Source organism: Methanothermobacter wolfeii (assembly GCF_025397995.1).
Classification (GTDB): domain Archaea; phylum Methanobacteriota; class Methanobacteria; order Methanobacteriales; family Methanothermobacteraceae; genus Methanothermobacter; species Methanothermobacter wolfei.
Genome location: NZ_CP104550.1, coordinates 1,615,146 through 1,640,447 on the forward strand (window position 1 = coordinate 1,615,146; position 25,302 = coordinate 1,640,447).

Genomic DNA, 25,302 nt, shown 5'->3' on the forward strand with positions numbered 1-25,302 from the left:
ATAGATAGATCCATGGATAAAAAGATCCTCACACTTGTCATAACAGAGGGGCCCTACCGTCACCAGTATGCGGACATAGCATATGAAATGGCTGAAAGCGCCCTCAGAAAGGGGTACGGTGTTAAGATATTCCTTTACATGGACGGCACCCACATCCCAAAGCGTAACCAGGCCCCGCAGTCATTTCCCAACACCGCAGAACGCTTCAGAACCCTTCTAAAGGATGGAGCCGAAATCATTTCATGTATAAGGTGCTCAACCGCAAGGGGCCACACCTGTTCCGAAGACCCCTACATAAGGGGGGTTCAAATAAAAAGCATGTATGAACTGGCAGAATGGATAAAGAAAAGCCATAAAGTCATAACACTGGGCTGTTAACATGAATTCAGCGCTGATAATAATTGACAGAGCACCCTATGGATGTGAAGATGCATTCAGCGGCCTTTACGTCGCCATAGCCTGTCTAAACAACTCCCTTGACTCAGACGTACTTCTCATAGAGGACGGGGTCTACGCTGCAGTGACCCATCAGATGCCAGGGGGCATAGGATACCCCAATGTTGAGGAACTCACATACCTCATCTTCCCTGAAGGAAGCATATTCGTACATGAGGAATCCCTTAAAGATAGGGGCCTCGTGGAGGAGGACCTTGTTGAGGCTGCGGAGATCATAGATGATGAAGAACTATATGAAATACTCATGGCAAAGGATGACACCGCCATCCTGAAGATATGAGGTGTTAGCTTGGAGATGGAGGAGATCAAAAAGGAAATCATCCCAGATGGGGCTCTGGTCAGGGAGGTTACACTGAAACAGGTGAAGCCCTGCATTGCAAGTGAGGGGAAGATAAGGGTCCTCATGGAGCTTGACTCTGAAATCGGGAAGGTCATACCCATCCTTGCAAACATGTACCCGCCGGGGGCCGTGAACTATGTGAAGAAGAAGAATATTCTGACCCTGACAATCTATGACAGATTAATCAGCCTCTACCCCTCAGGGAAGGTCAGCATGAACAAGAACCATGACGTTGAGGAGGCCTTTGAAATAATAAAAAGGGTCATGGAGAAGATAAACAGGGCCTACCTTGCCTATCAGGATGGTGCAAGGGCAAGGGACGTTGATAAAATCGGGCCCATGGACTTACACCAATGTCTTCCAGGAACCAACTGTGGTGAATGCGGGGAGTCGACCTGCATGGCCTTTGCAATGAAACTCCTTAACGGTGAACAGAAACTTGACAGCTGCCAGCCGCTTAAGGAGCCCTGGATGCAGGAAAAGGTCCAGTGCCTGGAAAAAATCCTTGGCCAGCAGTTAATGGAGACCCTTGGCTGGAGCGGTTACTGATGGGATCCGTCGGCTTTATCGTTACAAAGAGCCCCTATGAACTGAGCTTCAGGACCTTCATTGACCTGGTAAGGATATGGGAAAAGGAAGACCTCCATGTATACCTCATATCCAACGGTGCCTATGCTGCCATGAAGAAAAACAGTTACTCCCACACCATAAGGAAAATATCCAGGACAGGCAGTGTATTTGCAAGGAAGGAAGATCTAATGGCAAGGGGTATAATCCAGGATATGCTGATTGATGGTGTGGGGGTCATTGAAGGATTCGACCGGATTGTGGTTGATGTGATGGAAAACCTTGAAATGGTCTTCACAATCTAACTATCTTCCGGGTTTCCTTGCTCCCCTTATACCTCCACGTGAGACCATATTATCACCTCCTGTAGATTCCATAGGGACGTTAGCACAATCCTTCCACATTTTCAGGTTCATCCATTGGGACTGCAGGGGGGCCGCTTTATTTTCTGTACTAGAAGCCCACCAGTGTGCCTGCCGTGTAGACAAGGAATGAAACCACCCATGCTGTGGCCAGGGAGTAGGCTAAAGAGAACAGGGCCCACCTTGACCCGGCCTCCTGCTTTATAACCCCTAGGGTTGCGATGCATGGTGTGTAGAGAAGCACGAACACCATGAATGAGAGTGCCTCAAGGGGTGTGAAAATCCCCTGGATGGCTGCCTGGATATTCCCTGAACCATAAACCGTTCCGAAGGTGCTTATTACAAGTTCCTTGGCAACGAAGCCGAATATGAGGGCGACCGCCGACTGCCATTCCCCGAAGCCCAGCTGCTGGAAGAAGGGGGCGATGAATGCCCCTAGCATCCCCAGGAATGAATCAGACACCCCTGCTTCCGGATAATTTGAAAGGAACCATATGACCAGTGACCCTGCAAGAATCACGGTTCCTGCCTTCTTTACGAACTGAACACCCCTCATCCATGTGTGGATCAGGAGGGTTCTGAGGCGGGGCATCCTGTAGGGTGGCAGTTCCATGAGGAACAGGGACCTCTCACCGCCAAGCAGCCTGTCTCCAAGGAGCCTGGCTGATATTATCGCAACAACTATCCCCAGTATGTAGAGGGAGAAGATCACCCATCCCCTGTAGATGAATGGGAACAGTGCTGCGGTGAACAGGACATAGACAGGTAGTCTGGCGCTGCAGGACATGAAGGGTACTATAAGGCTGGTTATTATCCTGTCCCTCTCAGAGTCTATGGTCCTTGTTGACATGATTGCAGGGACACAGCACCCGAAACCCAGCATCATGGGTATGAATGAACGTCCGCTCAGGCCGCCCAGTGTATTCATTATCCTGTCCATCACAAAGGCCGCCCTTGCAAGGTACCCTGAATCCTCCAGGAACGAAAGGAGGAAGAATAGAATGAATATGTTGGGTATGAAGACCATCACAGCACCCACACCACCAATTACGCCATCCGCAAGGAGTGATGACCCTGACCAGGACGATACAGATTCTGCAAGGACTGAGAATCCTCCTTCAATGAGTTCAGTTATGGGGGCCCCGGCAGTGAAGGTCAGCTGAAACACGAGCCACATCACACCAAGGAGGATCGGAAGCCCCAGGTACCTGTTGAGCACCACCCTGTCTATTATCTCTGACCTTGTAACCCTGTCAAGGGCCGGTCTTTTAACGGAGCCCTCAATAAGGGCCTCTATGAGCCCGTACCTTGCATCAGCCACCAGCGTCTCGGTGTCCCCATATTCATCCTCAAGGGTCTTTCTGATTTTTTTAAACTCATCAAGTATTTCACTGTCAAGCATTGACTCGACCCTTTCATCGCCCTCAAGAAGCTTTATAAGGACCCATCCCGGTGATGGTCCCCTGATTTTTTCTCCTATAAGTTCCATGAGGGCCCTGACATCATCCCTCTTCATGAATTCATAGGTGACGGGTTCGGGTCTTTTTCCTGTCTGCCTGAGAACTGTTTCAAGGAGTTGGTCCTGTTCAGGATCCACTGCCTCAATTTGCACCGCCGGCACTCCCAGGAGCTCTGAAAGCCCTTCATGGTTTACCCTGTATCCCTCCTTTTCTGCCTCCCTGTTGAGGTTAACCGCGATGATGGTGTTCAGGCCGAACTCCATGACCTGAAGGGCCAGATAGAGGTTCCTGTCAAGGTTGGATGCATCTACAACGTTAACCACCAGGTCAGGTTCCTCTTCAAGGAAGTAATCCACCACCACCTCCTCCTCAGGGGATCCTGCCGTGAGGCTGTAGGTCCCTGGAAGATCCACGAGTTCGATTTCAGTGCCTCTGAAGCTGAACATGCCCTCCTTTTTCTCAACGGTTTTCCCTGGCCAGTTTCCAACGTGCTGGTTGAGGCCTGTGAGTCCATTGAAGAGGGTGCTCTTCCCGACATTGGGGTTTCCTGCAAGTGCCACCTTAAGGGGCATCCTTCATCCTCCTGACCCTTATCTGTGATGCCTCAGCCCTCCTGAGGGAGAATGGGTGGCCCCTGACCCTGACCTTCATGGGGTCACCCAGGGGGGCTATCCTCTCAACCAGGATGTCAGCTCCCTCGGTGATCCCCATAAGGATTATTCTCTGTTTCATGTGTCCCCTGAGTTCCACGGAGCTTACCCTAACCCTTTCTGATTCATTGATTCTGTCAAGTGTTGTTTCCATTAAACCACCATGATTTAGTTATACCTAACCCACCTCTTTAGGTGCTCCTAAATTACCATGGTTATACTGGAGTCCCCATCCTATATAAATTTTTAGGTATTCCTAAAATTCTGTGTTTTTCATTGGAACAAAAAAAGAAATGGTGGGGTTAAATTCTTCCCTGATAGAAGTATCCAGCCCCAAGGAGACATACAAGGGCCACCACCCCAAGTATGGCATAGAAGGGTGTCTGACTGGTTGATGAAGCACTCTGGGTTGAAGCAGCAACCTCATAGGCCTTACCGGATTCACCTGCAGAATCCTGCTGTGAATCAGCCGCCGTTTCAGTGCTGGCTGAATATGAAGCACTGAATGATGGGCTGGATGAACTCCTACCTCCACCTGAAGATCCATAGGATGGTCTTCCTGTCTCACCGGCACCCTGACCCTCACCAGAAGTCCCTGGCTGGCTGGAATCAGCGGAACCCGGCACATCAATGGATCTACCTGTGGCAGCTGCCATGGCTGCTGCGAACTTCTTCAGTGACGCGCTGTCAAGGGAGGATAACTTCACAAGCCACTGGTTGAAGACCATGTTTGCACAGGTATGGTGGCAGCACACAACACCGTACTCGTTGATGACAGAGATGTACTCATCTGCAAGCCTCTGGATGGTGGCTGAATCCGTGCTCCAGAGCCCCCTACGGTTAGCCTCAAGGAGCCATGCAATGGTAGACGCATAGGAGTAGGGCTGAAGACTCATGAACCTGCTCCTCACAACCGGGTCAAAGATGTAGGTCTCTGCAACCTTCTGCCACATCCAGTCTTCAACAAGTTCAGGCGCAACTGCACTCCACCCGAAGAGGTGTCCTATCTCCTTGGATATCTGATGAGCCCCTGAGAATCCCTGGCTAAGCATGCCCTCGATCCATTTTGGATTGTAGGTCCTTGTCCTGAGCTCGGCTGCAATGAAGGATGAGAGGGTCTCTATCCTTGGTGTGAACCTCGTGTTTGCAATGTAGGATGCAACGTTCTTTCCTGACATTGCCCTTGCAGCCATTGTAAGTCCCTCCAGGTACTGGTAGACATCATCGTTGTCAAGGACCCCGTAGACACTGTCCCTCACCTGTACCGTTGCATCGACCTTTGCAAGCTGCCTCTTGAAGGCATCCTTTGCATCTATGGCGTATATGTCCTTACCATAGATGAAGCCCATGTGGTTCAGGTAGGTTTCAACAAGCTGTGACTGGTCATTCCATTTTGAGGTTGATTCAACAACTGCAGGTATCCCTGTACCGTAGCTTCCAGGGGCCGAACCGAAGATCCTTGCACCTGCCAGTATCTCTGCAAGTGGACCCATGCCTCCCTGCGTGTAATTCGCAAGGTCACTGAGATAGTGTTTTCTGAGGTAATTCATTGAAGGGGATTCATCCAGTTTCATGACAAGCCTTATAGCCTCATCCATCCTGTCGATACTGTAGGCAAAGGTGTCCCTGAAGAGTCCGCTGATGGTTACAAGGACATCAATCCTTGGCCTTCCAAGCTCCTCCAGCGGTGTGACCTTAACCCCAGTAAACCGGCCTGACCTATCCCATACCGGTTCAACGCCGATAAGGCGGAGTATCATGGCTATTGTCTGACCGTTGGTCCTCATGGTCTCTATTGACCAGAGAACAACCCCCACAGATTCAGGGTAACGGCCGTTCTTTGCAAGGTAGTCTGCAATGAGGTCATCCGCCATCTTCTTACCTATCGCCCATGCTGCACTGTCAGGTGCAAGCCTTGGATCAAAGGAGTACGAGTTTTTACCTGTTGGTAGAAGGTCCGGTATCCTTATTGGGTCAGCGCCCCTTCCCGGTTCAACGAATCTCCCCTCAAGTGCCCTGAGAAGGTTCGTGATCTCATAGTCCTGTGATAGCTTTGCCCTTACAGCATCCCTGAACTCCGTACTGTTCCTTGACTCAGGGTCGAAGCTCACTATTGCCTCAACCATGGCATCAAGGAGTTCACCGCTCAGGGGTTCCCCGAAGACGTGCAGACCGTAGGGTATAAGGGTTGCTGATAGTTCATCGAGCCTGTGTTCGATTATGTCCAGGGCCTCCTCAAAGGATGTGTTAAGATCCAGGTTAAGCTCCCTGTGCAGGTCCAGCTTCACCGTGAGGTTCCTTATCTCATCTGCGAGTATCAGTTTTCTCTGGGGATCCGTGGCTGAATGGTAAAGGTTGATCTTGTACTGAAGTTCTGATAGGTCACCGTAGAGTCCGCCCACAACCATGGGTGGAATGTTATGGTTGATAAGGACAGCGTAGCCCCTTCTCTTTGCCTGGGTACCCTCACCAGGGTTATTTACTATGTAGGGGTATATGTTAGGAAGGTTCCCTATCATGACGTCAGGCCAGTCTAGGGCTGAAAGTCCAACAGACTTGCCAGGGAGCCATTCCATGGTCCCATGGGTACCGAGGTGTATGACTGCATTGAAGTTCCTCTGAAGCCACATGTAGAATGCAAGGTACTGGTGATGCAGTGGCAGGGTCGTTGAGTGTATCAGGTCTGCTGCATCCTCACCGAAGCCGCGCATCGGCTGGGGTCCCAGGAATATGTTCCCTATCATGACCCCTGGAATGACGATGCTGCCATTGTATACCATGACACTACCCGGTGCTTCACCCCAGGTGGATGTTATCTGGTTCCTGAGTGACTCGGGAAGTGTGCTGAACCATTCAAGGTAATCTGATACCGGTACTGTTACCGCACCCTCCCTTACAACCTTTGCAAGTTCTCCAGGGGCCCATGAACCCGTATTGAGGCCTGGTCCGAGCATTATGCTGATTATCTCTGCATTTGTTTTTTCATCCACCGTGTACCCGGCGTTCTTCATGGCCCTGAGGATCACCCTTATACTGTCAACCACGTTGAGGTAGCTGGCACTTATACCGTCCTTTCCTCCTCCAATGTTATAGTAAAGGAGGGCTATCTTCTTCTCTGAGTTTGGAAGTTCCCTGAGTTTTATCCAGTTTATAATCCTCTCTGTGAGCCTTTCGATCCTGTCGGGTAACGGAACATAGTAGGTGTATCTAAGTCCGGTTTCAGGGTCAGTACCCTCAACTCCTCCTCCTATGAGGATGGGTTCTATCCTCCCATCGATTTCAGGCATTGCAATCTGCCAGTAGACCTCTGATGAAAGACCTGCTATGCTTTCATTCCATGCGTTAAGGTTTGATGCATAGACTGCTGCGATGGCCGGCACGTCAAGTTCACTGAGTATGGCTGTTGAGTTAACAGGGTCGCCATTGTAGAGGTTGAAGCCCATGCAGGTTATGAGGCCGCTTATACGTGGTGTTCTGTTACCGTCCAGAAAGAAATTCTCTAGTATGTTCCTCTTTGTTGGGGTGTCAGCTGCGAATCCAAGTATAACATTGTATCCCCTGTTCTCAAGGCTTTCAACTATCGCCATGTGCATCCTCATGTCGCTTCCACGGTAGTAGGTGTCAAAGGTGAGGATTCCTATCCATGGCTTCCCTGGCTTGTAGTGCCCGCTCTGGACGTACCATGAATAGTAATCATCCCAGGTTGTGAACTGCCTTGTTGATGCTGGGTGGTAGACGAAGGACTTTATTGCCGGGATGGCTGTTGTATTCTCTCCAGTCCTTAACTGCATCCCTGCATCCCTTAAAAGTAGGAGCATCATCCTTTTGAAGTTCTCTGGTCCTCCCTGGTCCCACATGTACTTTACGGTTGCATTATCAGGCCCTATCCCTGGATAGTCCTTGAAGGTGTTACCTGTTCCTATGGCTATTATTCTGGTGGCATTCGTAACATTCAGGATTGCATTGACCTTTTGAACCGTGTTCGGTGAACTTATCATCTGTATAAGGATTACATCAGCCCTTCTGCCCGCCTCTATGGCTGCGGCATCGATCTGGGGATCGTTCCTTATAAGTTCGTCGTTGGTGAAGAGTGAGACGTTGAATCTGTAGCCATCATTCCTTGCAAGTTTGTAACCCTCAACTATTGCCCTTGTACTCGATGTGGATCCGGTGAGTATCAGAAGGTTGTAGTTTGAAGAATTCTCTGCAATGGTGTCATTTACCGTGCTGTTGGAGCCGTCGGCTGCTGAAACACCTCCTGCAAGTACGAGTATCATCAGAAATATTAGTGGAATCACTGATTTTCTCATACATTTCACCTCCATTAAATTTTATTACAGTTCAAGTTTTATTGAATGAACATATAAAGATTGCTTTATTAAAAATAAAGTTCATTTTATATGCTTGAATTGGTCAAGGGGGTGACAGGAAATTTCTGTTTTAGACCCGATCTGATCAAATATCCTGCCTGATAGCAGCTAAAAATAAATTAAGTTCATGAAATACGGATATCAATGATTAAACCCATCTGTATGGATTCTCAGGCCCCCTGGTACCTGCAGGGTGACAAGTACCATTCAGACGTCAGGGATAGTGTTTGATAAAAATGGGTACTAGAGTAATCCAGCTTGATGAAACATGGCCACCACCTCATTAACTATCTCGCCTGCCTAATTTGCTTTCAGGCCAGCGTATATAAAGTGATCATCGTCATTGTCCTCATAGAATTTCATGAACTCCCTGACGCTCTCAAGATAAAGCCCTGATGCTTCAAGTACCTTTAAATGGATGTGTTCAAGTCCATGGTAAGGTTCTTCATTCATCATGGCACCATATACGTCACTGAGGATACCCTCCACCTTAACAAACTCATCTCTTATCTCCCGTGGATCTTTGCCTTCTCTTATAAGAATAAGGTTTTCCCTGAATCTGTTCACAGCATACACCATAATATCAAGATTTCATCATTCTTTCTGGATACAAGTGATCACCTCTAATACAGTACCATGGTGTGTCATCCATATATCAAGTTAACCAGAGGGTTCATCTCACGGCTGCTGATCATGAAAAAAATGAATAGCCTGGTTTCACATAATATGAAGGATGAAAGAAAAGAAAAAGATGGTGGGTATCAGGTGTCGGTGCCTGGAACCTCCTGTGAAGAAGGATAAAGAGAAAATGAGACTAGTCATGTGCCCGGTCTGCGGTAAAGTTTACAGGACAGACCGGACCGATGATGTGTGTTTCAGCTGCAGTAAGGCCTGATCAGAACATCATGAGCAAACCCCTACCCGTCCCCCATATTATGCTGACAGCGATTATAAGGATCACAAATATGGATATGTAGCTCACAGCAGGCCTAACCACCCTTTCAGGTAAACGGAACCTCAGGAGTTCCTCAAACATCAGGCCGCCGTCAAGGGGTTTTGCAGGAAGAAGGTTCACCGTGCCCACCGCAAAGTTAAGGAAGAACACCCAGAAGAACAGCTCCTCAAGGTAGGTGAGTGCCAGGGGGAGGCTGCCAAGGACAGAAGCCACGTTCTCCCTGACCTTCAGATGGTTGCTTGTCCTAATACCCATATAAGCCCTTGTAGAGTTATCGGGGTGCCTGCCAGTCTTAAGCTGAATTACGCCCTGATCAGTGCTTATATTAATAACCTCCCCCACCTTCAGTGTCTTAAGGGCCTCACTGTAGGTTGTGAGGTTATTGGCAGGAAGACCATTGATTTCCCTTATTACAAGGCCCGGTTTAAGGACCTCACTTGCAGGGCTTCCAGGTACAACGCTGTCTATCTGAACACCATCGGCTTCAAGGGCCGCCGGGACCGCATAGGATGAAATGGCCAGGAACACCATGAAACATAAACCTGCAAGTATCAGGTTGGCCACCGATCCAGCCGCATATATCCTCAGCTTTGATATCGGGCTGACCTTCTTGATGTCATCCTCATCTGGTTCCACGAATGCACCGGGTAGTACCGCAAGTAAGAGGAGGCCTATCGATTTTATCCTGACACCCTCAACCCTTGCGAGTATGCCGTGGGCAAACTCATGGACAACTATGACGGTTGCAAGTCCAAGGATACCGTACCCCAGGGGCACGTAGACTGGGGATCCTGGAATATCAACCCCCGGTACGATGAGAGACGCCTGGGGCCTGACGAATATGTTCTGGAGTGACATCACGATCATGTAGAGCATGTAGAACATGAAGAAGAAGGCCACCGGTATCCCTACATTCATGGTCCAGCGCCAGAATCTAGGGTGTCCTGATGCCAGGTCATCAATGAATCCCCTCATCCTCCCTGTTCTCCTCATTAAGAGGGGTCCCTGTACTTCAATCTTCAGTTTATCCCTGAAGAGAATTGCCAGTGTCCATATAAGAATGAATCCTATAAGATAGAACCATAGTGCGTTCATTAAATAACACCTTTTATATTTGATTATTTATTCGGGTATATAAAAAGATTCCCTGAAGCGACGCTCCCGACTGGCCATGAAGATGTGCGACTATATTATCATGGAATCGAAGAGGATCACATCGCATTCTTCACCCTCTGAAATCCCCTCCTTATTCTCATCTAGGAATATGTATGCGTTTGATTCCACCATTGACCTTATTATCCCTGAACCTCTGCTCCTGACGGGTTCAACCATTTCATCGGTGGCCCTTGCCCTCAGGTACTCTGTCCTTCCAGGTGCCGATGCAACCTTCCCTGTGCAGGTCCTCCTGACGGTCCTGTGCCTGTACTCAGGGTACTGCATCCTCATAAGATAGTACCTTGCAAATACATCGAACTGTACCATTGCAGCCACAGGGTACCCTGAAAGCATGAACACCGGTTTATGATTCACCATCCCGAATGCCACGGGTTTTCCAGGGCGCACCGCAACTCCATGAAAGAGCACCTCCCCCAGGTCCTTCACCGCATCAACAACCACGTCACCCTTACTTATGGCCGTGCCCCCGGTTGTTATCACCGCATCATACTCATCAGCAGCCCTCCTGATCTCATCCTTCACCCCCTCAAGGTCATCCCCGCAGTGTAAGACGTCCGGGACGCCTCCTGCACTTTCAACCAGGGCCTTGAGCGTGTACCTGTTGGAGTTAGGTATTTTTCCAGGTTCAAGGTCCCCTGATGGATCCACAAGTTCATTTCCGGTCACTATGATCCTGACCGATGGCTTCCTGTACACCTTAACCCTGCCGTGCCCTGCGGATGCTGCCAGGGCGATCTCGGGGGGTCTGAGCAGGGTCCCAGCTTTAAGTATCCTTTCTCCCGCACCTATGTCCTCGCCGCGGGGTGCTATGTTTTCTCCTGGTGAAACCGGCCTTATCACCCTTATCTCATCGCCTGATAGAATCGTGTACTCCTCCATCACAACCGCATCCGCACCCTCAGGGATCGGTGCACCAGTAGCTATCCTCACAGCCTCACCCCTGGCAGTTTCAGCCCCTGAAACATCGCCTGCACCTATGGAGTCAACCACCCTGAGTGTGATGGGGTTTTCAGGTGATGAACCGAAGGTGTCCTCTGCCCTGACAGCATACCCGTCCATGGCCGACCTGTCAAATGGGGGTGAGTCAAAGCGGGATATGATGTCCTCTGCAAGGACCCTGTGATATGCGTCATCAAGATCAATCTCCTCCACTCCCATCCTGACCTGATTCTCATCAATGACCCTGAATGCCTCCTTAACCGGTAAGAGCTCTGATAGGAACATGTAACCATCTCCATCATTCACATATTAATAAGGGTTAGCCAGGAATATTATAGTATCGATGATTGCATATCTACAATGATAGGGTTTACCTCAAAGCTCAGGGATGAAAAATGATAGAAGTTGAATCTCTAAGTAAAAGTTTTGGAAGGGTGAAGGCCCTGGACAATTTAAGCTTTGATGTGGGGGATGGGGAGCTCCTGGGCATCATAGGCCATAACGGTGCCGGTAAGACCACGGTAATACGTATAATAGCAGGTATACTCCACCCTGACTCTGGAAGGGTCTTCGTGGGGGGTTATGATGTTACAGAGGACCCTGTTAGGGTAAAATCCATGATAGGCTACCTTCCAGAGGAGCCAAACCTCTATGAGCGCTTCAGGGCCAGGGACCTTTTAAGGTACTTCGGTGAACTCTACGGTGTTCGGGGAGATGTCCTTGAGGAAAGGATATGGGAACTTCTTGACCTTGTAGGGATGTCTGAAAGGGCATATGACCCTATAAACACCTTCTCAAAGGGTATGCGTCAGAGGATAGGCATAGCAAGGGCCCTGATCCATGACCCCCCTGTCATCATCCTTGATGAACCAACCATGGGGCTGGACCCTGCCACGGCATATTCAATAAGGGAGTTTGTAAGGAAGCTCAAGGGTTCAAAGACCATTCTGCTCTGCACCCACTACATGGAGGAGGCGGAGTACCTCTGTGACCGGGTTGCCATAATCAACCAGGGACGTATACTTGACATTGGAACCCCCTCAGAACTCAAATCAAAGATAAAGGGGAACACTGTCCTTGAAGTGGTCCTTGCCGATCCATCGGCTGCAGATATCAGCATGATAGAGGGAATTGATGGTGTTAAATCCGTTGAGCTCGATGGTAACACCCTCAGGGTGTCCCTTGAATGTGGAGATGTGACGGGACGGGTCCTCCATGGAATCGGTGATAACATAAGGAGCGTGAATACAAGGGAGACCACCCTCAATGATATATTCATAGAGAGGGTCAGGAGCCCCTGAAGGTGTCTGCATGAAGATCCTCACGGTTACCAAGTGGGAGCTCAGGAACACCCTCCAGAGCAGAAAGTTTGTATTCATATTCATCTTCCAGATAGCCGTGCTCATGCTCACAATCTTCATGTTCAGCGGATTCATGGATATGATGGATGAGGGAGGAGCTGCATTCACACCCTCCCTGAGGGGATTTGCAGAGATAAACGTCCATGACCCTTCAGGTATCATCAAGGGCCAGCTGAACCCTGATATCCTTGAAATCCGTGAATTTAAGGGCTTTCCTGCCTCTGGTTCCGTGCTCCTTGTTGACAGATTCAGGGGGGTGCCCCTGAATGCAACCCTCTACCTTGACTACTCTGACCCCAGGAGGAGCGTCATATCCGATGAGGTTAAACTTGCTGTTGAAAGGGCTTCCAGTAGAATAGTGGAGGACCTTATGGGGGAAACACCAAGACCCGAGGTCATGGAGGAGGCAGTGGGTGAATCAGTGTCCATGCAGCTTGTAAACAGGGTTATGGTTGCTGTTCTCCTCTTCCTCCCCATATTCCTCTTCGGGAACCTTGTCATTGATGGTATTGTTGGTGAGAAGGAGAGGAAAACCGGTGAGGTTCTCATTGCAATGCCCGTGAGGCATTCTGATATCATACTCGGCAAGTGCCTCTCGGTCATAATCATAATGTCCCTCCAGATAGGGGTGTGGACCCTTATCCTTACAGCTGCCGGTTTCAGGATATCCAACATACCTGCAGCCTACATTACGGTGGTGCTGTCCGCTGTCCCTGTTGTTGGACTCACAAGCCTTATCTCTGTGTATTCAAAGAATTATCGTGAGGCAGGAATAGGTATAACCCTCGCCTACATAGTGGTTGCAGCTTACCTCATGGTCCCCACACTGGCATACATTGCAGGGTCCCAGGGTACCCTGTCCCCCATGACCCTCACCGTCAAGTTAATAGCGGGTTCCCCGGTGGGTCCCGGTGACATTTTACCGCCCCTGGCCTCAACCCTCGCCCTTAGCCTCCTCTTCTACGGCCTTTCGGTAAGGCTCTTCAGGAGGGATGATATTGTCTTCGGCCCGAGACCCGGAATAATTGAACTGCTGGTGAAAAAATGAAGTTCCTGGCACTCTCAAAAAAGGAAGCCCTTGATATGCTCTCAAACAGGCTTTACATACTCCTTGTCCTCGTCCAGGTCATAATACTCCTGGGGGCCTATGGCCTTGCAGCTGCAAGTTCCGTCGCCGCGGACCCGCAGCTCATCGACACCTGGGGTGGTGGCAGGTTCCTCAGGATTGGGCTGGATGTGGATGAGAAGGGAAGCCTTCTTGATGAGAGCCTCAGAAGGGAGGGCCTCAACGTGAGTTATTACAGTGTGGAGGATGGCCGCAGGGCCCTTGGATCGAAGATACTGGCATTCGTATACCTGAAGGGTGGTGATATTGCGGTTGAAGCCGACACATCAAGCGTCTTCTACACCGTTATGAGTGAGAAGCTGAGGAGGGCGACCTCTGATTATGCCCGGCGTAAACAGTTCAGGGAGGCGGGTCTCCCGGCCTCCATGATCTCGGCGCTTGAAAATCCCGTGAACCTAAAGGTGGTGCCAAGGAACAGGGAAGGTTACAGGCCGCTGGTCCTTGAGAGCTCATACTTTGTTGAGATAATGTACGGCTTCATAGTTCCATTCATACTCTTCCTACCCTTCTTCCTCGGGAGTAACATGGTCACAGACAGCATTGTCGGGGAAAAGGAGAGGAAAACCTTTGAGGTGCTGCTGATGACACCCCTCCCTGATACGCTTATAATCCTTGGCAAGATAATACCCCCACTCATGTTCTCCTTCCTCCAGGGGATGCTCTGGATAATCATACTATCCGCCCTCAAGGTGCCCATCTACAACATCCCCCTGATCTTGGTTCTGCTCCTCTTCACCGGACTGGCCTTTACAGGGGTTGGTATGTTCATTTCAACCCTTGCTGATAGCACCAAGGAGGCCAACTCTGCAATAACTGTTGCCCTGTTCTTTGCAACCTTCATTCTCTTCGTGCCCCTATTCATGGACATGGGGCCCCTCACTGATCTTGTCCCCATGATACCAAGCTATGTGCTTGTCAGGTTATCATCATGTCCCCACTGCGGCCCTGAAGCATTAATCAGCATGGTCCCCTCAGGGGTAGCTTCAATCCTTATATTTGCAGCGTCCATAGTATCCTTCAGAAGGGAGGGTGTTATAAGGCTCTAAAAATCATCCATCACCTAATTAGAGGCTCTGGTTAAAAATAATCTATAACAGTGAAGGGTATAACAGTTAAGGGGCGCCCATAAGGTGGCCTGAAAGGAGAATGGCGGCTCCTGCGAATACCGGTATGGTGAGGTTATCCTCAACCGGTGTGTATGCCTCCACAAGAGCCCCTGTGACCGCCCCGGTGAGTGCAGGGAGCGGTCCAATGATGAACAGGGCTCCAATGAATCCTGAAAAAGCAAATGCCAGGGACCCCTCAATGCTCTTATCCCTGTTGAAGGGGAGCCTGTGCTTCCCGTATTCCCTGCCTATGATGGTGGAGAATGAGTCGCCCAGGGTGAGTATGAGTATGGCGCCGTTTGCAATGTCCATGCTGAACCCAAAGATCGCATAGGTTACCGCCATTCCCAGGAAGTAGTATATGAAGCCCCTCTCAGAGGTGTTCCTCCTGCATCCCCTGAGGATGCCTGAAAGGAGGGGTATGTAGTGGATCCTGTCTATCCTGAATATTACCTCCCCTGCTGCTGCGGCAAGGACCGATAAAATTAACATCTGAAGGGAGTTTAGGTAGGTTGAAATGATTATGAAGATTATGCCCGATGCATGGATGAGCTGCCTGAAGAACTCCCTTCTGTATTTCAAGAAAACACCTTCAGGTGGACATGTATGATTCAATCACTCCATGATAGGCCCCATGGATCTCCCCTACAGGGATCTCCACATCATCCATCCTCAGGACATCTCCACCTGTTCTTCCTATTACAGCCCATGGAACACCTGAATCCGATAATATTTCCCCTGGATCCTCTGATAACGTCAGTATATACCTTCCATGGGACTCTGAGAAGAGGGCCTCATGGGGATTTCTGAATTCGCCCGGTATCTTCTCTGTATAAATCACGGCACCCATACCAGATTTCAGCGCCATCTCCGCAACCGCCACGGCTATCCCCCCTGCTGAGCAGTCATGGACTGCGGTTACTGAATCACCGTGTTCCTCAATGAGGGATCTTACCGTTTCTGCTGCCTTCACCTCTCCATTTAAGTCCGCTGCCGGGGGTAACCCGTCGACTATACCGTGCACAGATCTCAGGTACTCTGATGCTCCCATCTCAGGTTTAGTCTCCCCTATAATCACAATGTACTCTCCAGGGGCCTTGAATTCAAGGGTCTTTATGTTTTCGAGTCTGAGCTTTCCTGCAACTCCAACCACCGGTGAGGGGTTGACAGTAACGCCCTCTGTTTCATTGTAGAAGCTAACATTACCGCTTATAACAGGCGTGCTGAAGGCCCTGGCCATGTCCGCCATCCCCCCTACACACTCCCTGAACTGCCAGAAAACCTCTGGTTTCTCAGGGTTTCCGAAGTTGAGGCAGTCGACTATGCAGAGGGGCCATGCGCCCATTGAAACAACATTCCTCACGGCCTCTGCAACCGAACCTGCCCCTCCACTGTAGGGGTCCATCCTTGTGTGTATGCTGTTGCAGTCAACTGTAAGGGCAACTCCGTTCTCATCATCAACCCTCAGGACCGCGGCGTCATCTCCGGGTTTTACAACGGTCCTTATCTGGACCTCATGGTCGTACTGGCGGTAAACCCATCTCTTGCTTGCAATGTTTGGTGAGGACATCAGCCGAAGCAGGGCATCCTTCAGGGGAGGGTGCTGGACCTCCACGTCCTTGGGTGGTTCAGGCGGCTTTCTGGCCTCTCTTTCAACCACGGGCGGGTCAGCGAGGAGTTCCGCCGGGAGGTCAGCTATTATTCTTCCCTTCTCCTCAACCACCATCCGGCCAGTGTCCGTGACCTCGCCTATGACTGCTGCAGGGAGCTCATATTTCCTGCAGATCTCCATGGCCGCTTCGACGTCCTCTGGTTTCATTACGAATATCATTCGCTCCTGTGACTCTGAGAGCATTATCTCGTAGGGTGTCATTCCCTCCTCCCGTAGGGGTATGGTCTCGAGTTCCACCCTGGCACCGTTGTTGCATTTTGCAACCAGTTCTGAGATGCAGCAGGTTAATCCGCCCCCTCCAAGGTCCTTGACACCTGAGACATCTATCCGGTCCATTATCTCGAAGCTTGCCTCCATAACCATCTTCTTTGTGAAGGGGTCCCCCACCTGGACCGCGGGTCTGTCCTCGAGTTCTGATGAGCTTGTAAGTTCCTCTGATGCGAAGGTAACTCCATGTATACCGTCCCTTCCTGTCCTGCCGCCCATAAGGAGGAAAACGTCCCCGGGGTTCGGGGCCATGCCCCTCTTTATCCTGTTCCTTGGCACCAGGCCAGCGCACATGACATTCACGAGGGGGTTGAACTTGAAGTTATCATCGAATTCAACCTCACCCGCCACTGTCGGGACACCTACACGGTTACCGTAATCTGAGATCCCCTTAACAACGTGTTCAAGGAGGTACCTTGATTTCTGGTCCTCAGGGTACCCGAAGCGGAGGGAGTCAAGTAGGGCCACTGGCATGGCGCCCATTGATATTATGTCCCTGAGTATTCCGCCTATACCGGTACCCGCCCCTCCATAGGGTTCTATTGCAGATGGGTGGTTGTGGCTTTCAATACCGATTACAAGTGCCAGTTCATCCGTGACTCCAACGACACCCGCATCATCCCCGGGTCCTATTATAACGTTCTCACCCTCAGTGGGGAAGAGTCCGAGGACCGGTCTGCTGCTCTTGTAGGAGCAGTGCTCTGAGAACATTACGTCCAGCATTCCATACTCCAGGGGGTTGGGTTCCCTGCCAAGTTCCTTCCTTATGAATTCCATCTCTGAATCAGTTAAAACCATTTTCACACCCTACAGGGGTTTTATTGATATTATGATGTTTTCATCGGATATCTTCCATTCCTTGGTGTACTCCATCTCGGTGTAATCAAAGGAAAGTTTGCTGGCCCTGACCTCATGTTCTATGAAGTCAGCCATGGGTTCTGTAAGTTCCCTGAAGTCACCGCTAGATTTAACTGCAACCTCTATCCTAGCCTCGACATCAAGGTCAAGGTCCTTCCTCATATCCTGTATTCTCCTTACAAGTTCACGTGCCATTGCCTCGCTCATTATCTCCGGTGTGAGTTTTGTATCAACGAATACGCTCCCACCATCGAACTGTGCGCTTACAATGTCCTCGGGAAGTTCAGTTTCAAATATTACATCCTCAGGACCCAGTTTGATCTCCCTGTCATCCACCCTGAGGGTGAATTCTCCCTCTGATTCAAGGGAGTCCCTGACAGCAGCGCCATCTGCTGATTCAAGCTCCCTCATCACAAGGGGCATGTCACCCCTCAGCCTCGGGCCAAGGGTTGCAGGGTTGGGCTTGGCGATTACCTTCATCTCAGGGAATTCTGTGGCTGTCCTGATGGATTTGGCATTTGCCTGTTCAGCTATAACACTTTTAAGTGACTCGGCCGCCTTCAGAACCTCCTCATCCTCTGATACCACGACTATTTCCCTTACAGGCCACCTTAACTTGTACCGTGCAGAGTCCCTTGCCCTTGCACATGCCTCTATGATCTCACAGACAGTGTCCATGCTGGCTTCAAGTTCCCTGTCCACGACTCCAGGACTTGCCCAGTCAAGCATGTGTATGCTCTCGGGGGAATCGGGTTCGGCGCCCCTCACAAGGTTCTGGTATATGTCCTCTGATATGTGGGGTGCCACCGGGGCAAGGGTTAAGGTGAGGGTTTTCAGCACCCTGTAGAGGGTGTGGTAGGCTGCAAGTTTATCAGGGTCATCCCTCTCCACCCATGTGCGGCTCCTTATGAGCCTGACATACCACCTGCTGAGGTCCTCCACGATGAAGTCATGGAGTTCGCGGGTTGCCCTGTGGAAGTGGAGGTTATCAAGGGCCTCTGTCACCGCCTCCACTGTTGAGTTTATCCTTGAGAGTATCCAGTGATCCTCAACCCTGAATTCAAGGTCATCGGGGTTATGGTCCGTTGGCTGGAACCTGTCGAGGGACATGTAGGTTGTTGAGAAGACGTAAACGTTCCAGAGTATGTTGAACATCTTGTTGATGTTTTTGAGTTCGTCCCATACAAATTTAAGGTCCTCCCAGGGCTTGTTGGCCCAGAGGAGGTAGAATCTGAGGACGTCTGCCCCGTACTTTTCTATGACATCCTCTGGTTCAACAACGTTTCCCAGGGATTTGCTCATCTTCCTTCCTTCCTCATCAAGGGTGAAACCGTGCATCAGCACCCGGCGGTAGGGTGTTTCATCCAGGGCTATGACGCCACAGCCAAGCTGGGAGTAGAACCAGCCTCGGGTCTGGTCATGTCCCTCTGTTATGAAGTCGTAGGGGAACCATTCCCTGAAGAGCTCATCCTCCCGGGGGTAGTGGAGTGAGGCCCAGCCTGCGACCCCCGAATCTATCCATACGTCAAGCACATCGGGTGTCCTCTTCATTCTACCGCCGCACCGGTCGCACTCAAGTATTATGGCATCCACGTGGGGCCTGTGTATGAAGTCCCCCTCAAGTTCTCCCTCAACCGCCCTTTCGCGGAGTTCATCTATTGATCCCACCACGTGTATGCTGTCACATTCCTCACAGACCCAGATGGGGATGGGTATCCCCCAGTACCTCTGCCTTGAAATTGTCCAGTCCCTTGCGTTCTCTATCCAGTTCCTGAATCGGCTCTCCCCTGCCCAGGATGGGATCCACTGGACCCTGTCAAGTTCCTCCAGCATCCGGTCCCTTATTTCGGTTATCTTCAGGAACCACTGCTCTGTTGCAAGGTAGATTATGGGTGTCTTGCACCTCCAGCAGAAACCGTACCTGTGGCTTATTGTCTCAGCCCTCAGGAGAAGTCCCTTTGATTCAAGGTCCTCTATTATCAGGAGGTCCGCATCTTTAACAAAAAGGCCCTCATATTTACCTGCCTCTGGCCTGAATGTCCCTGCCTCATCCACGGGACAGAATACCTCAAGCCCGTACTTCTTACCGACTTCAAAGTCCTCTGGTCCGTGTCCGGGGGCTGTGTGGACGCATCCGGTACCCTCGGTGAGGGTGACGTGTTCGCCGAGGATCACCCTGTGTTCAATGGAGGCATGGTAGGGGACCTCGTCCTGGAGGGGGTGCCTGTAAACCAGGCCTTCAAGTTCACTTCCCCTGACAGTCTTGATGATCTCTGCATCCTCTCCAAGGACCTTCTCCACCAGGGCCTCTGCCATTATGTAGGTCTCGTCTCCCAGGCGTGCATATGCATAGTCAAATTCAGGGTGTACAGAGACCGCCATGTTGGCGGGGAGCGTCCATGGGGTGGTTGTCCATACAAGGATGTAGGTGTCCCCTGTGACCGGGAACTTAACGTATACCGAGGGGTCCTCCTTTTCATGGTAGTCTATCTCTGCAAGGGCAAGGGCTGTTTCACAGCGGGGGCACCATGTGATGACCCTCAGGTCCCTTACAAGGAGGTCCTTTTCATGGGCCCTTTTGAGGGTCCACCAGCATGATTCCATGTAGGCCGGGTCAAAGGTCACGTAGGGGTCATCCCAGTCCATCCAGACCCCTAGTCTCTGGAACTGGGATGTCATGACGGCCTTGTTTTCCACTGCAAATTCACGGCACTTCTTAACGAATTTCTCGATGCCTATTTTGTCCTCAATGTCCTTCTTGCTCTTCACACCCAGTAATCCTTCAACCTTGTGTTCAATTGGAAGGCCATGGGTGTCCCATCCAGGCTGCCTCCTTACATCGAAGCCCCTCATTGATTTGAAGCGAAGGAATGTGTCCTTCATTATCTTGTTCCATGCTGTGCCCAGGTGGATCCTGCCACTGCAGTATGGTGGTCCGTCCAGGAATGAGTACCTGGCTTTATCCTCCCTTAGCTCCTTAACACGTTCGTAGATGTCCCTTTCTTCCCAGAATCTCTGAACCTTCTCTTCGATTATGTGGGGTCTGTAGGATTTCTCGGCTTCCTGGATTGGCATTATATTCTCCCTCAGGTTAATTTAAAATGTCCTCAGCTGGCCCTTAACAAGCATCTCTGTTATATCTGATATGTCCTCCAGCCATGCGTCCATTATACTTGAAACCTTAGGTGTGACCTCCTCCATGGTGTATCCCTCTTCGAGGATTATCTGGGAGGTGGCTGCCTTTGGCTGGTCTATTGGTTTACCTATCTGGCTCAGTATCATTATATGGACCTGTTTAACACCCTCAACAGCCTCGACTATATCTGCAGCCATCTGGTTTGAGAGCAGGTTGTATATTTTACCTACATGGTTTATGGGGTTCTTTCCTGATGTGGCCTCCATTGACATTGGCCTGTTGGGTGTTATGAGGCCATTGGCACGGTTACCCCTTCCAACGGATCCATCGTCTCCCATCTCTGCAGAGGTACCTGTCACGGTGAGGTAGACTGATGGTTCATCATCCTCGCACCGGTCTGCGGTGTTGACAAAGACCTCCAGGTTCCTGTCCGTGATTCCTGATGCCAGCCTGAAGACCTCATCCTTCACCATGGCCTTGATCTCAAGGTATTCGTCAAGGTCCTGGACGTACCTGTCAACCATGGCGCAGGCAACGGTCAGGGTTATGTTATCGTTCTCCCTGAGGCCCATGACCTTTATGTCCTCACCGACTGCAGGGTGTTTCTTCTTGAACTCGGGTGAGTTAAGGAGGTTCTCTGCCTCCATGACTATCCTTTCGGTTTCTGAGAATGGTGCGAACCCTACGCCGAAGGATGTGTCGTTTGAGAGTGGTGAGTCTCCCTTCCTTGCAAATACGTCCCTGAGATCCCCTGAGCCATGCCCTATCTTGCACTCAACAACCGTGCATGTCTCAACATCGAGGTTTATTATGTTCTCCTTGAGGTAATCCTTTGCAGCTGCAATGGCTATTCGGTCGATGCCTATCTTCTCCCCATCAACCTCTGCAACACCCCTGCCTGTCAGGAGTATTTCGATTGGCTTTATAACCTCCCCGCCGCCGAATTCAGGGGCTGATTCACCTGCAGTTATCTGGACCTCATCGGTGTTGTGGTGCATTATTGCCCCGAAACGGTCAAGGTAAGCGTTGCAGAGGGCCCTGCTCACTGATTCTGCTATACCATCACTTATACTGTCAGGGTGCCCTATACCCTTCCTTTCAACTATCTCAACCTTCTGATCCTCAATGGGTGTCTGGTTAAGGGGTTCAACGATAATATTTCTCACAGTGATAACCTCCTGATGAATATGCACAGTAATGGTTTATGGTTTTGAGCTGATTATATAAATAAATATAGACATCCAGTTTCCAGGAGTAATTATGATGAGAAGAGAGGTTATTAATAAGACCAGGGGCACGAGCCTGGGAGAGGTTAGATTTGCAGACACATTCCTGTCCCGCTTCAGGGGACTGATGCTTAAGGGGGAACTTGATGCCGGCCTCGTACTTGAAATACCCACCGGGAGGGGCCGTTATGGGTCGGGTATCCACATGTTCTTCATGAGGATACCGCTTGATGTCGTGTTTGTTGATGAGGATATGAGGGTGGTTGACACCGCAACCCTCAAGCCCTGGCAGATCTACAATCCAGATAAGCCAGCAAGGTATGTTATTGAACTCAGGAAGGGGAGGATAGCTGAATCCATGACAGAAAAGGGTGATGAGATCGAATTCAGATGATCCTGATGTCAAGAAGATCCCATAAACAACACCATCCAACAGAATAAACCCTAATTCCAGGTGCCTGATGTTCTGATGTAGACTCCGTGCAGATGCTGAAGTAAGTTAATATCCCTGGAAGACACACTCCATAACCTGCACATTTACTGAAATAGTGGATTGAAAAACCTTAATAAAATTTCCACTATCTGATAAACTGGACAAATCTAAAGAGAGATAGAGTGATGGATGGCTCAGAGACCATCCAGTCTAACCCCTTCGTTTCATTATCTCCGACACTGCAACCTCTGCCACCTTCCTTACCATTGGGCTCTCATCGTCGAGGAGGGCCTCCAGGGCCTCTATTGAATCCTCATCACCGAGTATTCCAAGGGCAAGGGCGCATGCGTATCTTACACCGGGTTTTTCGTCGTTCAGGTGCTCCAGCAGTGGTTTGACCGCTCTTTCATCATCAAAGGTTGCGAGGGCCAGGGCCGCGGCCTCCCTTACATGGTAATCCTCATCATCAAGGGCCCCTATGAGGGGTTCGACTGCTGCAGGGTCAGCGACCTCGGCCAGGAGCTCAACAGCATCTTCACGCACCACCCAGTCAGGGTTTTTAAGTTCCTCTATGAGAAAATCAATCCTCTTACCATCCAATAATGGCACCCCCTATATTATATTCTCTGTACTTCATTGTCCTTAATAATTTTCAGGTGCTGGGTCAGGAAATCAGAATAAGCCTGCCTTTTCAGGTCAGATGCATAGGTTTTAAGGTTTATATGTCAAAATGATCGAATCTGTGGCTTTGAACTGAACCCAGACATCCCATTGGGTTTAATGTTTATATGTCAAAAAATAATTCTTTTCATGGACGGCATCATTGGACTGTCTCCTGGATGGCCCTGAGGACCATTGAGGGTTCTTCAAGGACATCCACACCCTCCATGGTGGAGAGTTTCCTTGTGTTAAGTATATCAACCTCCCTCATGTGGATGGTTATTATCCTTCCACCTGAGACCGCACCATGGGGACAGGCTGTCCTGCATGCCCCGCATCCGGTGCACCTGAGGAGCCTTATTTCAACTCCAGGGATTATGGCATCGGATGGGCATGCTGCGGCTGCCCTGCATGGTTCACAGCTCCTGCAGAGTTCCAGTTCAAGTTTGGAGGGTAGCACCGTCTCAACATCACCCTCCTCAAGGTCCACCGGCACCACATATACCGGGACGCCCCCCTTACCTGCCTGAGCCACTGCATTGGTCACGAGGGTGTCCGCTATCCCGTGAACCACCTTTGCCACGGTGTTGGAGGTTGCCGGGGAGACCACAAGAAGGTCGTATCTCCCCATGGACAGCCTCCCGGTTACCGGGAAACTGTAGCCCTCCTGGCTTTCATGGATAAGTTCCCTGTAATAACCCCCTGAAAGGCTCCTTACTCTCCCAAAGAGGCCGTACATCTTCAGTACTTCCTCGGCTGCCCCTGAAAGCAGTATGGTCACCTCATGGCCCTCTTCAACTATAGCCTCAAGGACCTCCACACTCTCAAGGAGCAGGTGACCTGCCCCTGTGAATGCCCAGGCAATCCTCATCTACTGAATCTCCATGTACTTGTAGGCCTCTGACTCCTCGAAGGCGTAGTGGACCCTGGTGTAGGAGGACATGAACTCTGAAACCTCATCCTTAACATCTTCACCGTCAATAACAACCCTCTTGATGTACTCTGCGACCGCTTCCATCTCAGGCTCCTTCATTCCCCTCCTTGTTATCTCCTGGGTACCTATCCTTATACCTGATGGGTCGTCTGACCTGTTAACATCATCCCATGGCAGGAGGTTCTTGTTGAGTATTATGTTGTTGGCCTCGAGTCTCTTTGATATCTCGGCTGCCCTCCCGATGTTAGAGACGTCCATGACGACCTGGTGGGACTCTGTGAAGTCAAGGTGCTCGCACAGCACGTTGAATCCAAGTTCATTGAGGGACTCTGCGAGTTTCTTTGCATTTTTGATTATCTGACCCGCATATTCCCTTCCAAATTCAAGCATCTCTGCTGTTGCTATTCCAAGACCAGCCACATGGTGGAGGTGGTGGTTGCTCACAAGGCCAGGGAACACCGCCTCGTCTATGTCACCTGCAAGTTCATCCCTGCAGAGTATTATGCCTCCCTGGGGGCCCGGGAATGTCTTATGGGTGCTTCCAACAAGCATGTCTGCTCCTTCACGGAGGGGGTCCTGGAAGTAGCCGCCTGCAATGAGGCCAAGGACATGGGCGCCGTCATACATTATCCTTGCGCCGACCTCCTCTGCAACCTCAACAGCCTCCTCCACAGGGTGGGGGAAGAGGAAGAGGCTGCCGCCGAAGAGGACTATTTTTGGTTTAACCTCAAGTATCTTCTTTTTCATTGCATCTGCGTCTATGTTCATGTTCTCAAAGTCAAAAGGGTGTGTGTATACTTTGAAGCCCCTGACACCTGCTGCGCTGACGGTGGCATGGGATATGTGGCCGCCGTAGGGGACCTCCATGGCCATTATAGGGTCTCCTACATCTGCAGTTGCAAAGAAGCAGGCTAGGTTCGCCACCACACCGGAGGTTGGCTGGACATTTGCATGCTCCGCCCTGAAGAGCTTCTTTGATAGTTCAATTGTGAGCTCCTCAATCTCATCGATGTACCTGCAGCCCTCATAGAGCCTTTCACCTGGGAGGCCCTCTGCATAACGGTGGGATAGGTCCGAAAGGAGAGCCTCCTTCACCCGTGAGCTCGTTATGTTTTCACTTGCTATGAGGTTGATGCTTGACTCCATCCAGCTGTTATGTTCCTTCATAAGCTGTCTGATATTCTCGGTGTAATCCTGATTGCTGACCATGAAAATCATCTCCATAGGTAAATAGTTGCAATCACAATA

Annotated in this window: 22 protein-coding genes; 9 read left to right on the top strand and 13 right to left on the bottom strand. The window is 50.4% G+C overall.

The window, feature by feature from the left end:
- Nucleotides 1-12: 12 nt before the first annotated feature.
- Genes N5910_RS08995 through tusB form a run of 4 tightly spaced genes read left to right on the top strand, consistent with a single transcriptional unit; the run spans nt 13 to nt 1,668 of the window.
- The gene (locus N5910_RS08995) at nt 13-378 is read left to right on the top strand and encodes a DsrE/DsrF/TusD sulfur relay family protein (RefSeq protein ID WP_074359583.1); all 366 of its coding nucleotides are present in this window, start codon (nt 13-15) and stop codon (nt 376-378) included.
- Between the two features lies 1 nt (nt 379).
- Nucleotides 380-736: a DsrE family protein gene (locus tag N5910_RS09000; RefSeq protein WP_074359584.1), complete on the top strand. Its 357-nt coding sequence runs from the start codon at nt 380-382 to the stop codon at nt 734-736.
- Nucleotides 737-751: 15 nt separating this feature from the next.
- Nucleotides 752-1,345 carry a (Fe-S)-binding protein gene (locus N5910_RS09005; protein ID WP_261599893.1) on the top strand — a complete coding sequence of 198 codons (594 nt, stop codon included), beginning with the start codon at nt 752-754 and terminating at the stop codon, nt 1,343-1,345.
- The gene (gene tusB / locus N5910_RS09010; protein ID WP_074359586.1) at nt 1,345-1,668 is read left to right on the top strand and encodes a sulfurtransferase complex subunit TusB; all 324 of its coding nucleotides are present in this window, start codon (nt 1,345-1,347) and stop codon (nt 1,666-1,668) included. Before N5910_RS09005 ends, tusB begins: the two co-directional genes overlap by 1 nt.
- Before the next feature lie 148 nt (nt 1,669-1,816).
- On the opposite strand, the gene feoB is transcribed toward tusB, so the two are convergent.
- From feoB to N5910_RS09030, 4 genes are all read right to left on the bottom strand, one after another.
- Complete coding sequence (gene feoB / locus N5910_RS09015; protein WP_261599586.1) at nt 1,817-3,757, bottom strand: ferrous iron transport protein B; 1,941 nt, start codon at nt 3,755-3,757, stop codon at nt 1,817-1,819.
- Entirely contained in the window at nt 3,747-3,989 is a 243-nt protein-coding gene (locus N5910_RS09020) for a FeoA family protein (RefSeq protein WP_074359588.1), read from the bottom strand. The genes feoB and N5910_RS09020 overlap by 11 nt, the downstream gene beginning before the upstream one ends.
- 148 nt (nt 3,990-4,137) lie before the next feature.
- Nucleotides 4,138-8,145: a cobaltochelatase subunit CobN gene (locus N5910_RS09025; RefSeq protein ID WP_261599587.1), complete on the bottom strand. Its 4,008-nt coding sequence runs from the start codon at nt 8,143-8,145 to the stop codon at nt 4,138-4,140.
- 360 nt (nt 8,146-8,505) lie between these two features.
- Complete coding sequence (locus tag N5910_RS09030; RefSeq protein WP_074359590.1) at nt 8,506-8,772, bottom strand: hypothetical protein; 267 nt, start codon at nt 8,770-8,772, stop codon at nt 8,506-8,508.
- 166 nt (nt 8,773-8,938) lie between these two features.
- On the opposite strand from N5910_RS09030, the gene N5910_RS09035 reads away from it, so the two are divergent.
- A complete protein-coding gene (locus tag N5910_RS09035; RefSeq protein WP_261599588.1) occupies nt 8,939-9,100 on the top strand; it encodes a hypothetical protein in 162 nt (53 codons plus the stop codon).
- Here N5910_RS09035 and N5910_RS09040 read toward each other — a convergent pair whose 3' ends face one another.
- Together N5910_RS09040 and N5910_RS09045 are read right to left on the bottom strand one after the other, a co-directional pair.
- A complete protein-coding gene (locus N5910_RS09040) occupies nt 9,101-10,255 on the bottom strand; it encodes a site-2 protease family protein (RefSeq protein ID WP_074359591.1) in 1,155 nt (384 codons plus the stop codon). It abuts the gene before it with no gap.
- 90 nt (nt 10,256-10,345) lie between these two features.
- Complete coding sequence (locus N5910_RS09045; RefSeq protein WP_074359592.1) at nt 10,346-11,560, bottom strand: molybdopterin molybdotransferase MoeA; 1,215 nt, start codon at nt 11,558-11,560, stop codon at nt 10,346-10,348.
- A gap of 110 nt (nt 11,561-11,670) precedes the next feature.
- On the opposite strand from N5910_RS09045, the gene N5910_RS09050 reads away from it, so the two are divergent.
- From N5910_RS09050 to N5910_RS09060, 3 genes are read left to right on the top strand one after another with little or no spacing between them, the layout of a single operon-like run.
- A complete protein-coding gene (locus N5910_RS09050; RefSeq protein WP_261599589.1) occupies nt 11,671-12,576 on the top strand; it encodes an ABC transporter ATP-binding protein in 906 nt (301 codons plus the stop codon).
- A 10-nt stretch (nt 12,577-12,586) separates the two neighbouring features.
- Nucleotides 12,587-13,684: an ABC transporter permease gene (locus N5910_RS09055; protein ID WP_074359594.1), complete on the top strand. Its 1,098-nt coding sequence runs from the start codon at nt 12,587-12,589 to the stop codon at nt 13,682-13,684.
- Nucleotides 13,681-14,808, top strand: coding sequence for an ABC transporter permease (locus tag N5910_RS09060; protein ID WP_074359595.1), 1,128 nt, complete (start codon nt 13,681-13,683; stop codon nt 14,806-14,808). The genes N5910_RS09055 and N5910_RS09060 overlap by 4 nt, the downstream gene beginning before the upstream one ends.
- Before the next feature lie 66 nt (nt 14,809-14,874).
- On the opposite strand, the gene N5910_RS09065 is transcribed toward N5910_RS09060, so the two are convergent.
- The 4 genes from N5910_RS09065 to N5910_RS09080 are packed head-to-tail and all read right to left on the bottom strand — an operon-like array spanning nt 14,875 to nt 21,967.
- Entirely contained in the window at nt 14,875-15,450 is a 576-nt protein-coding gene (locus N5910_RS09065) for a diacylglycerol/polyprenol kinase family protein (RefSeq protein WP_074359596.1), read from the bottom strand.
- A gap of 10 nt (nt 15,451-15,460) precedes the next feature.
- Nucleotides 15,461-17,605 carry a phosphoribosylformylglycinamidine synthase subunit PurL gene (gene purL, locus N5910_RS09070; protein ID WP_261599590.1) on the bottom strand — a complete coding sequence of 715 codons (2,145 nt, stop codon included), beginning with the start codon at nt 17,603-17,605 and terminating at the stop codon, nt 15,461-15,463.
- Nucleotides 17,606-17,614: 9 nt separating this feature from the next.
- On the bottom strand, nt 17,615-20,740 hold the full coding sequence (ileS, locus tag N5910_RS09075) for an isoleucine--tRNA ligase (protein ID WP_074359598.1): 3,126 nt from the start codon (nt 20,738-20,740) through the stop codon (nt 17,615-17,617).
- 21 nt (nt 20,741-20,761) lie between these two features.
- Nucleotides 20,762-21,967, bottom strand: coding sequence for a methionine adenosyltransferase (locus tag N5910_RS09080; protein WP_191216265.1), 1,206 nt, complete (start codon nt 21,965-21,967; stop codon nt 20,762-20,764).
- A gap of 94 nt (nt 21,968-22,061) precedes the next feature.
- Between N5910_RS09080 and N5910_RS09085 the strand changes: the two genes are divergently transcribed.
- Entirely contained in the window at nt 22,062-22,421 is a 360-nt protein-coding gene (locus N5910_RS09085; protein ID WP_084531295.1) for a DUF192 domain-containing protein, read from the top strand.
- A 249-nt stretch (nt 22,422-22,670) separates the two neighbouring features.
- Here the strand turns inward: N5910_RS09085 and N5910_RS09090 are convergent, their stop codons facing one another.
- The 3 genes from N5910_RS09090 to glyA all read right to left on the bottom strand — a co-directional run bounded on the left by N5910_RS09090 (nt 22,671) and on the right by glyA (nt 25,263).
- Nucleotides 22,671-23,069, bottom strand: coding sequence for a HEAT repeat domain-containing protein (locus N5910_RS09090; protein ID WP_191216266.1), 399 nt, complete (start codon nt 23,067-23,069; stop codon nt 22,671-22,673).
- A gap of 211 nt (nt 23,070-23,280) precedes the next feature.
- The gene (locus N5910_RS09095) at nt 23,281-23,991 is read right to left on the bottom strand and encodes a dihydromethanopterin reductase (acceptor) (protein WP_074359601.1); all 711 of its coding nucleotides are present in this window, start codon (nt 23,989-23,991) and stop codon (nt 23,281-23,283) included.
- Nucleotides 23,992-25,263, bottom strand: coding sequence for a serine hydroxymethyltransferase (gene glyA / locus N5910_RS09100; RefSeq protein WP_074359602.1), 1,272 nt, complete (start codon nt 25,261-25,263; stop codon nt 23,992-23,994).
- Nucleotides 25,264-25,302: the final 39 nt, after the last annotated feature.

Excerpts from the sequence above, each read along its gene's own strand:
- N5910_RS08995 (WP_074359583.1), top strand. The coding sequence starts at position 13 with ATGGATAAAAAGATCCTCACACTTGTCATAACAGAGGGGCCCTACCGT.
- N5910_RS09000 (WP_074359584.1), top strand. The coding sequence starts at position 380 with ATGAATTCAGCGCTGATAATAATTGACAGAGCACCCTATGGATGTGAA.
- N5910_RS09005 (WP_261599893.1), top strand. The coding sequence starts at position 752 with ATGGAGGAGATCAAAAAGGAAATCATCCCAGATGGGGCTCTGGTCAGG.
- tusB (WP_074359586.1), top strand. The coding sequence starts at position 1,345 with ATGGGATCCGTCGGCTTTATCGTTACAAAGAGCCCCTATGAACTGAGC.
- feoB (WP_261599586.1), bottom strand. The coding sequence starts at position 3,757 with ATGCCCCTTAAGGTGGCACTTGCAGGAAACCCCAATGTCGGGAAGAGC.
- N5910_RS09020 (WP_074359588.1), bottom strand. The coding sequence starts at position 3,989 with ATGGAAACAACACTTGACAGAATCAATGAATCAGAAAGGGTTAGGGTA.
- N5910_RS09025 (WP_261599587.1), bottom strand. The coding sequence starts at position 8,145 with ATGAGAAAATCAGTGATTCCACTAATATTTCTGATGATACTCGTACTT.
- N5910_RS09035 (WP_261599588.1), top strand. The coding sequence starts at position 8,939 with ATGAAAGAAAAGAAAAAGATGGTGGGTATCAGGTGTCGGTGCCTGGAA.
- N5910_RS09040 (WP_074359591.1), bottom strand. The coding sequence starts at position 10,255 with ATGAACGCACTATGGTTCTATCTTATAGGATTCATTCTTATATGGACA.
- N5910_RS09045 (WP_074359592.1), bottom strand. The coding sequence starts at position 11,560 with ATGTTCCTATCAGAGCTCTTACCGGTTAAGGAGGCATTCAGGGTCATT.
- N5910_RS09050 (WP_261599589.1), top strand. The coding sequence starts at position 11,671 with ATGATAGAAGTTGAATCTCTAAGTAAAAGTTTTGGAAGGGTGAAGGCC.
- N5910_RS09055 (WP_074359594.1), top strand. The coding sequence starts at position 12,587 with ATGAAGATCCTCACGGTTACCAAGTGGGAGCTCAGGAACACCCTCCAG.
- N5910_RS09060 (WP_074359595.1), top strand. The coding sequence starts at position 13,681 with ATGAAGTTCCTGGCACTCTCAAAAAAGGAAGCCCTTGATATGCTCTCA.
- purL (WP_261599590.1), bottom strand. The coding sequence starts at position 17,605 with ATGGTTTTAACTGATTCAGAGATGGAATTCATAAGGAAGGAACTTGGC.
- ileS (WP_074359598.1), bottom strand. The coding sequence starts at position 20,740 with ATGCCAATCCAGGAAGCCGAGAAATCCTACAGACCCCACATAATCGAA.
- N5910_RS09085 (WP_084531295.1), top strand. The coding sequence starts at position 22,062 with ATGATGAGAAGAGAGGTTATTAATAAGACCAGGGGCACGAGCCTGGGA.
- N5910_RS09095 (WP_074359601.1), bottom strand. The coding sequence starts at position 23,991 with ATGAGGATTGCCTGGGCATTCACAGGGGCAGGTCACCTGCTCCTTGAG.
- glyA (WP_074359602.1), bottom strand. The coding sequence starts at position 25,263 with ATGGTCAGCAATCAGGATTACACCGAGAATATCAGACAGCTTATGAAG.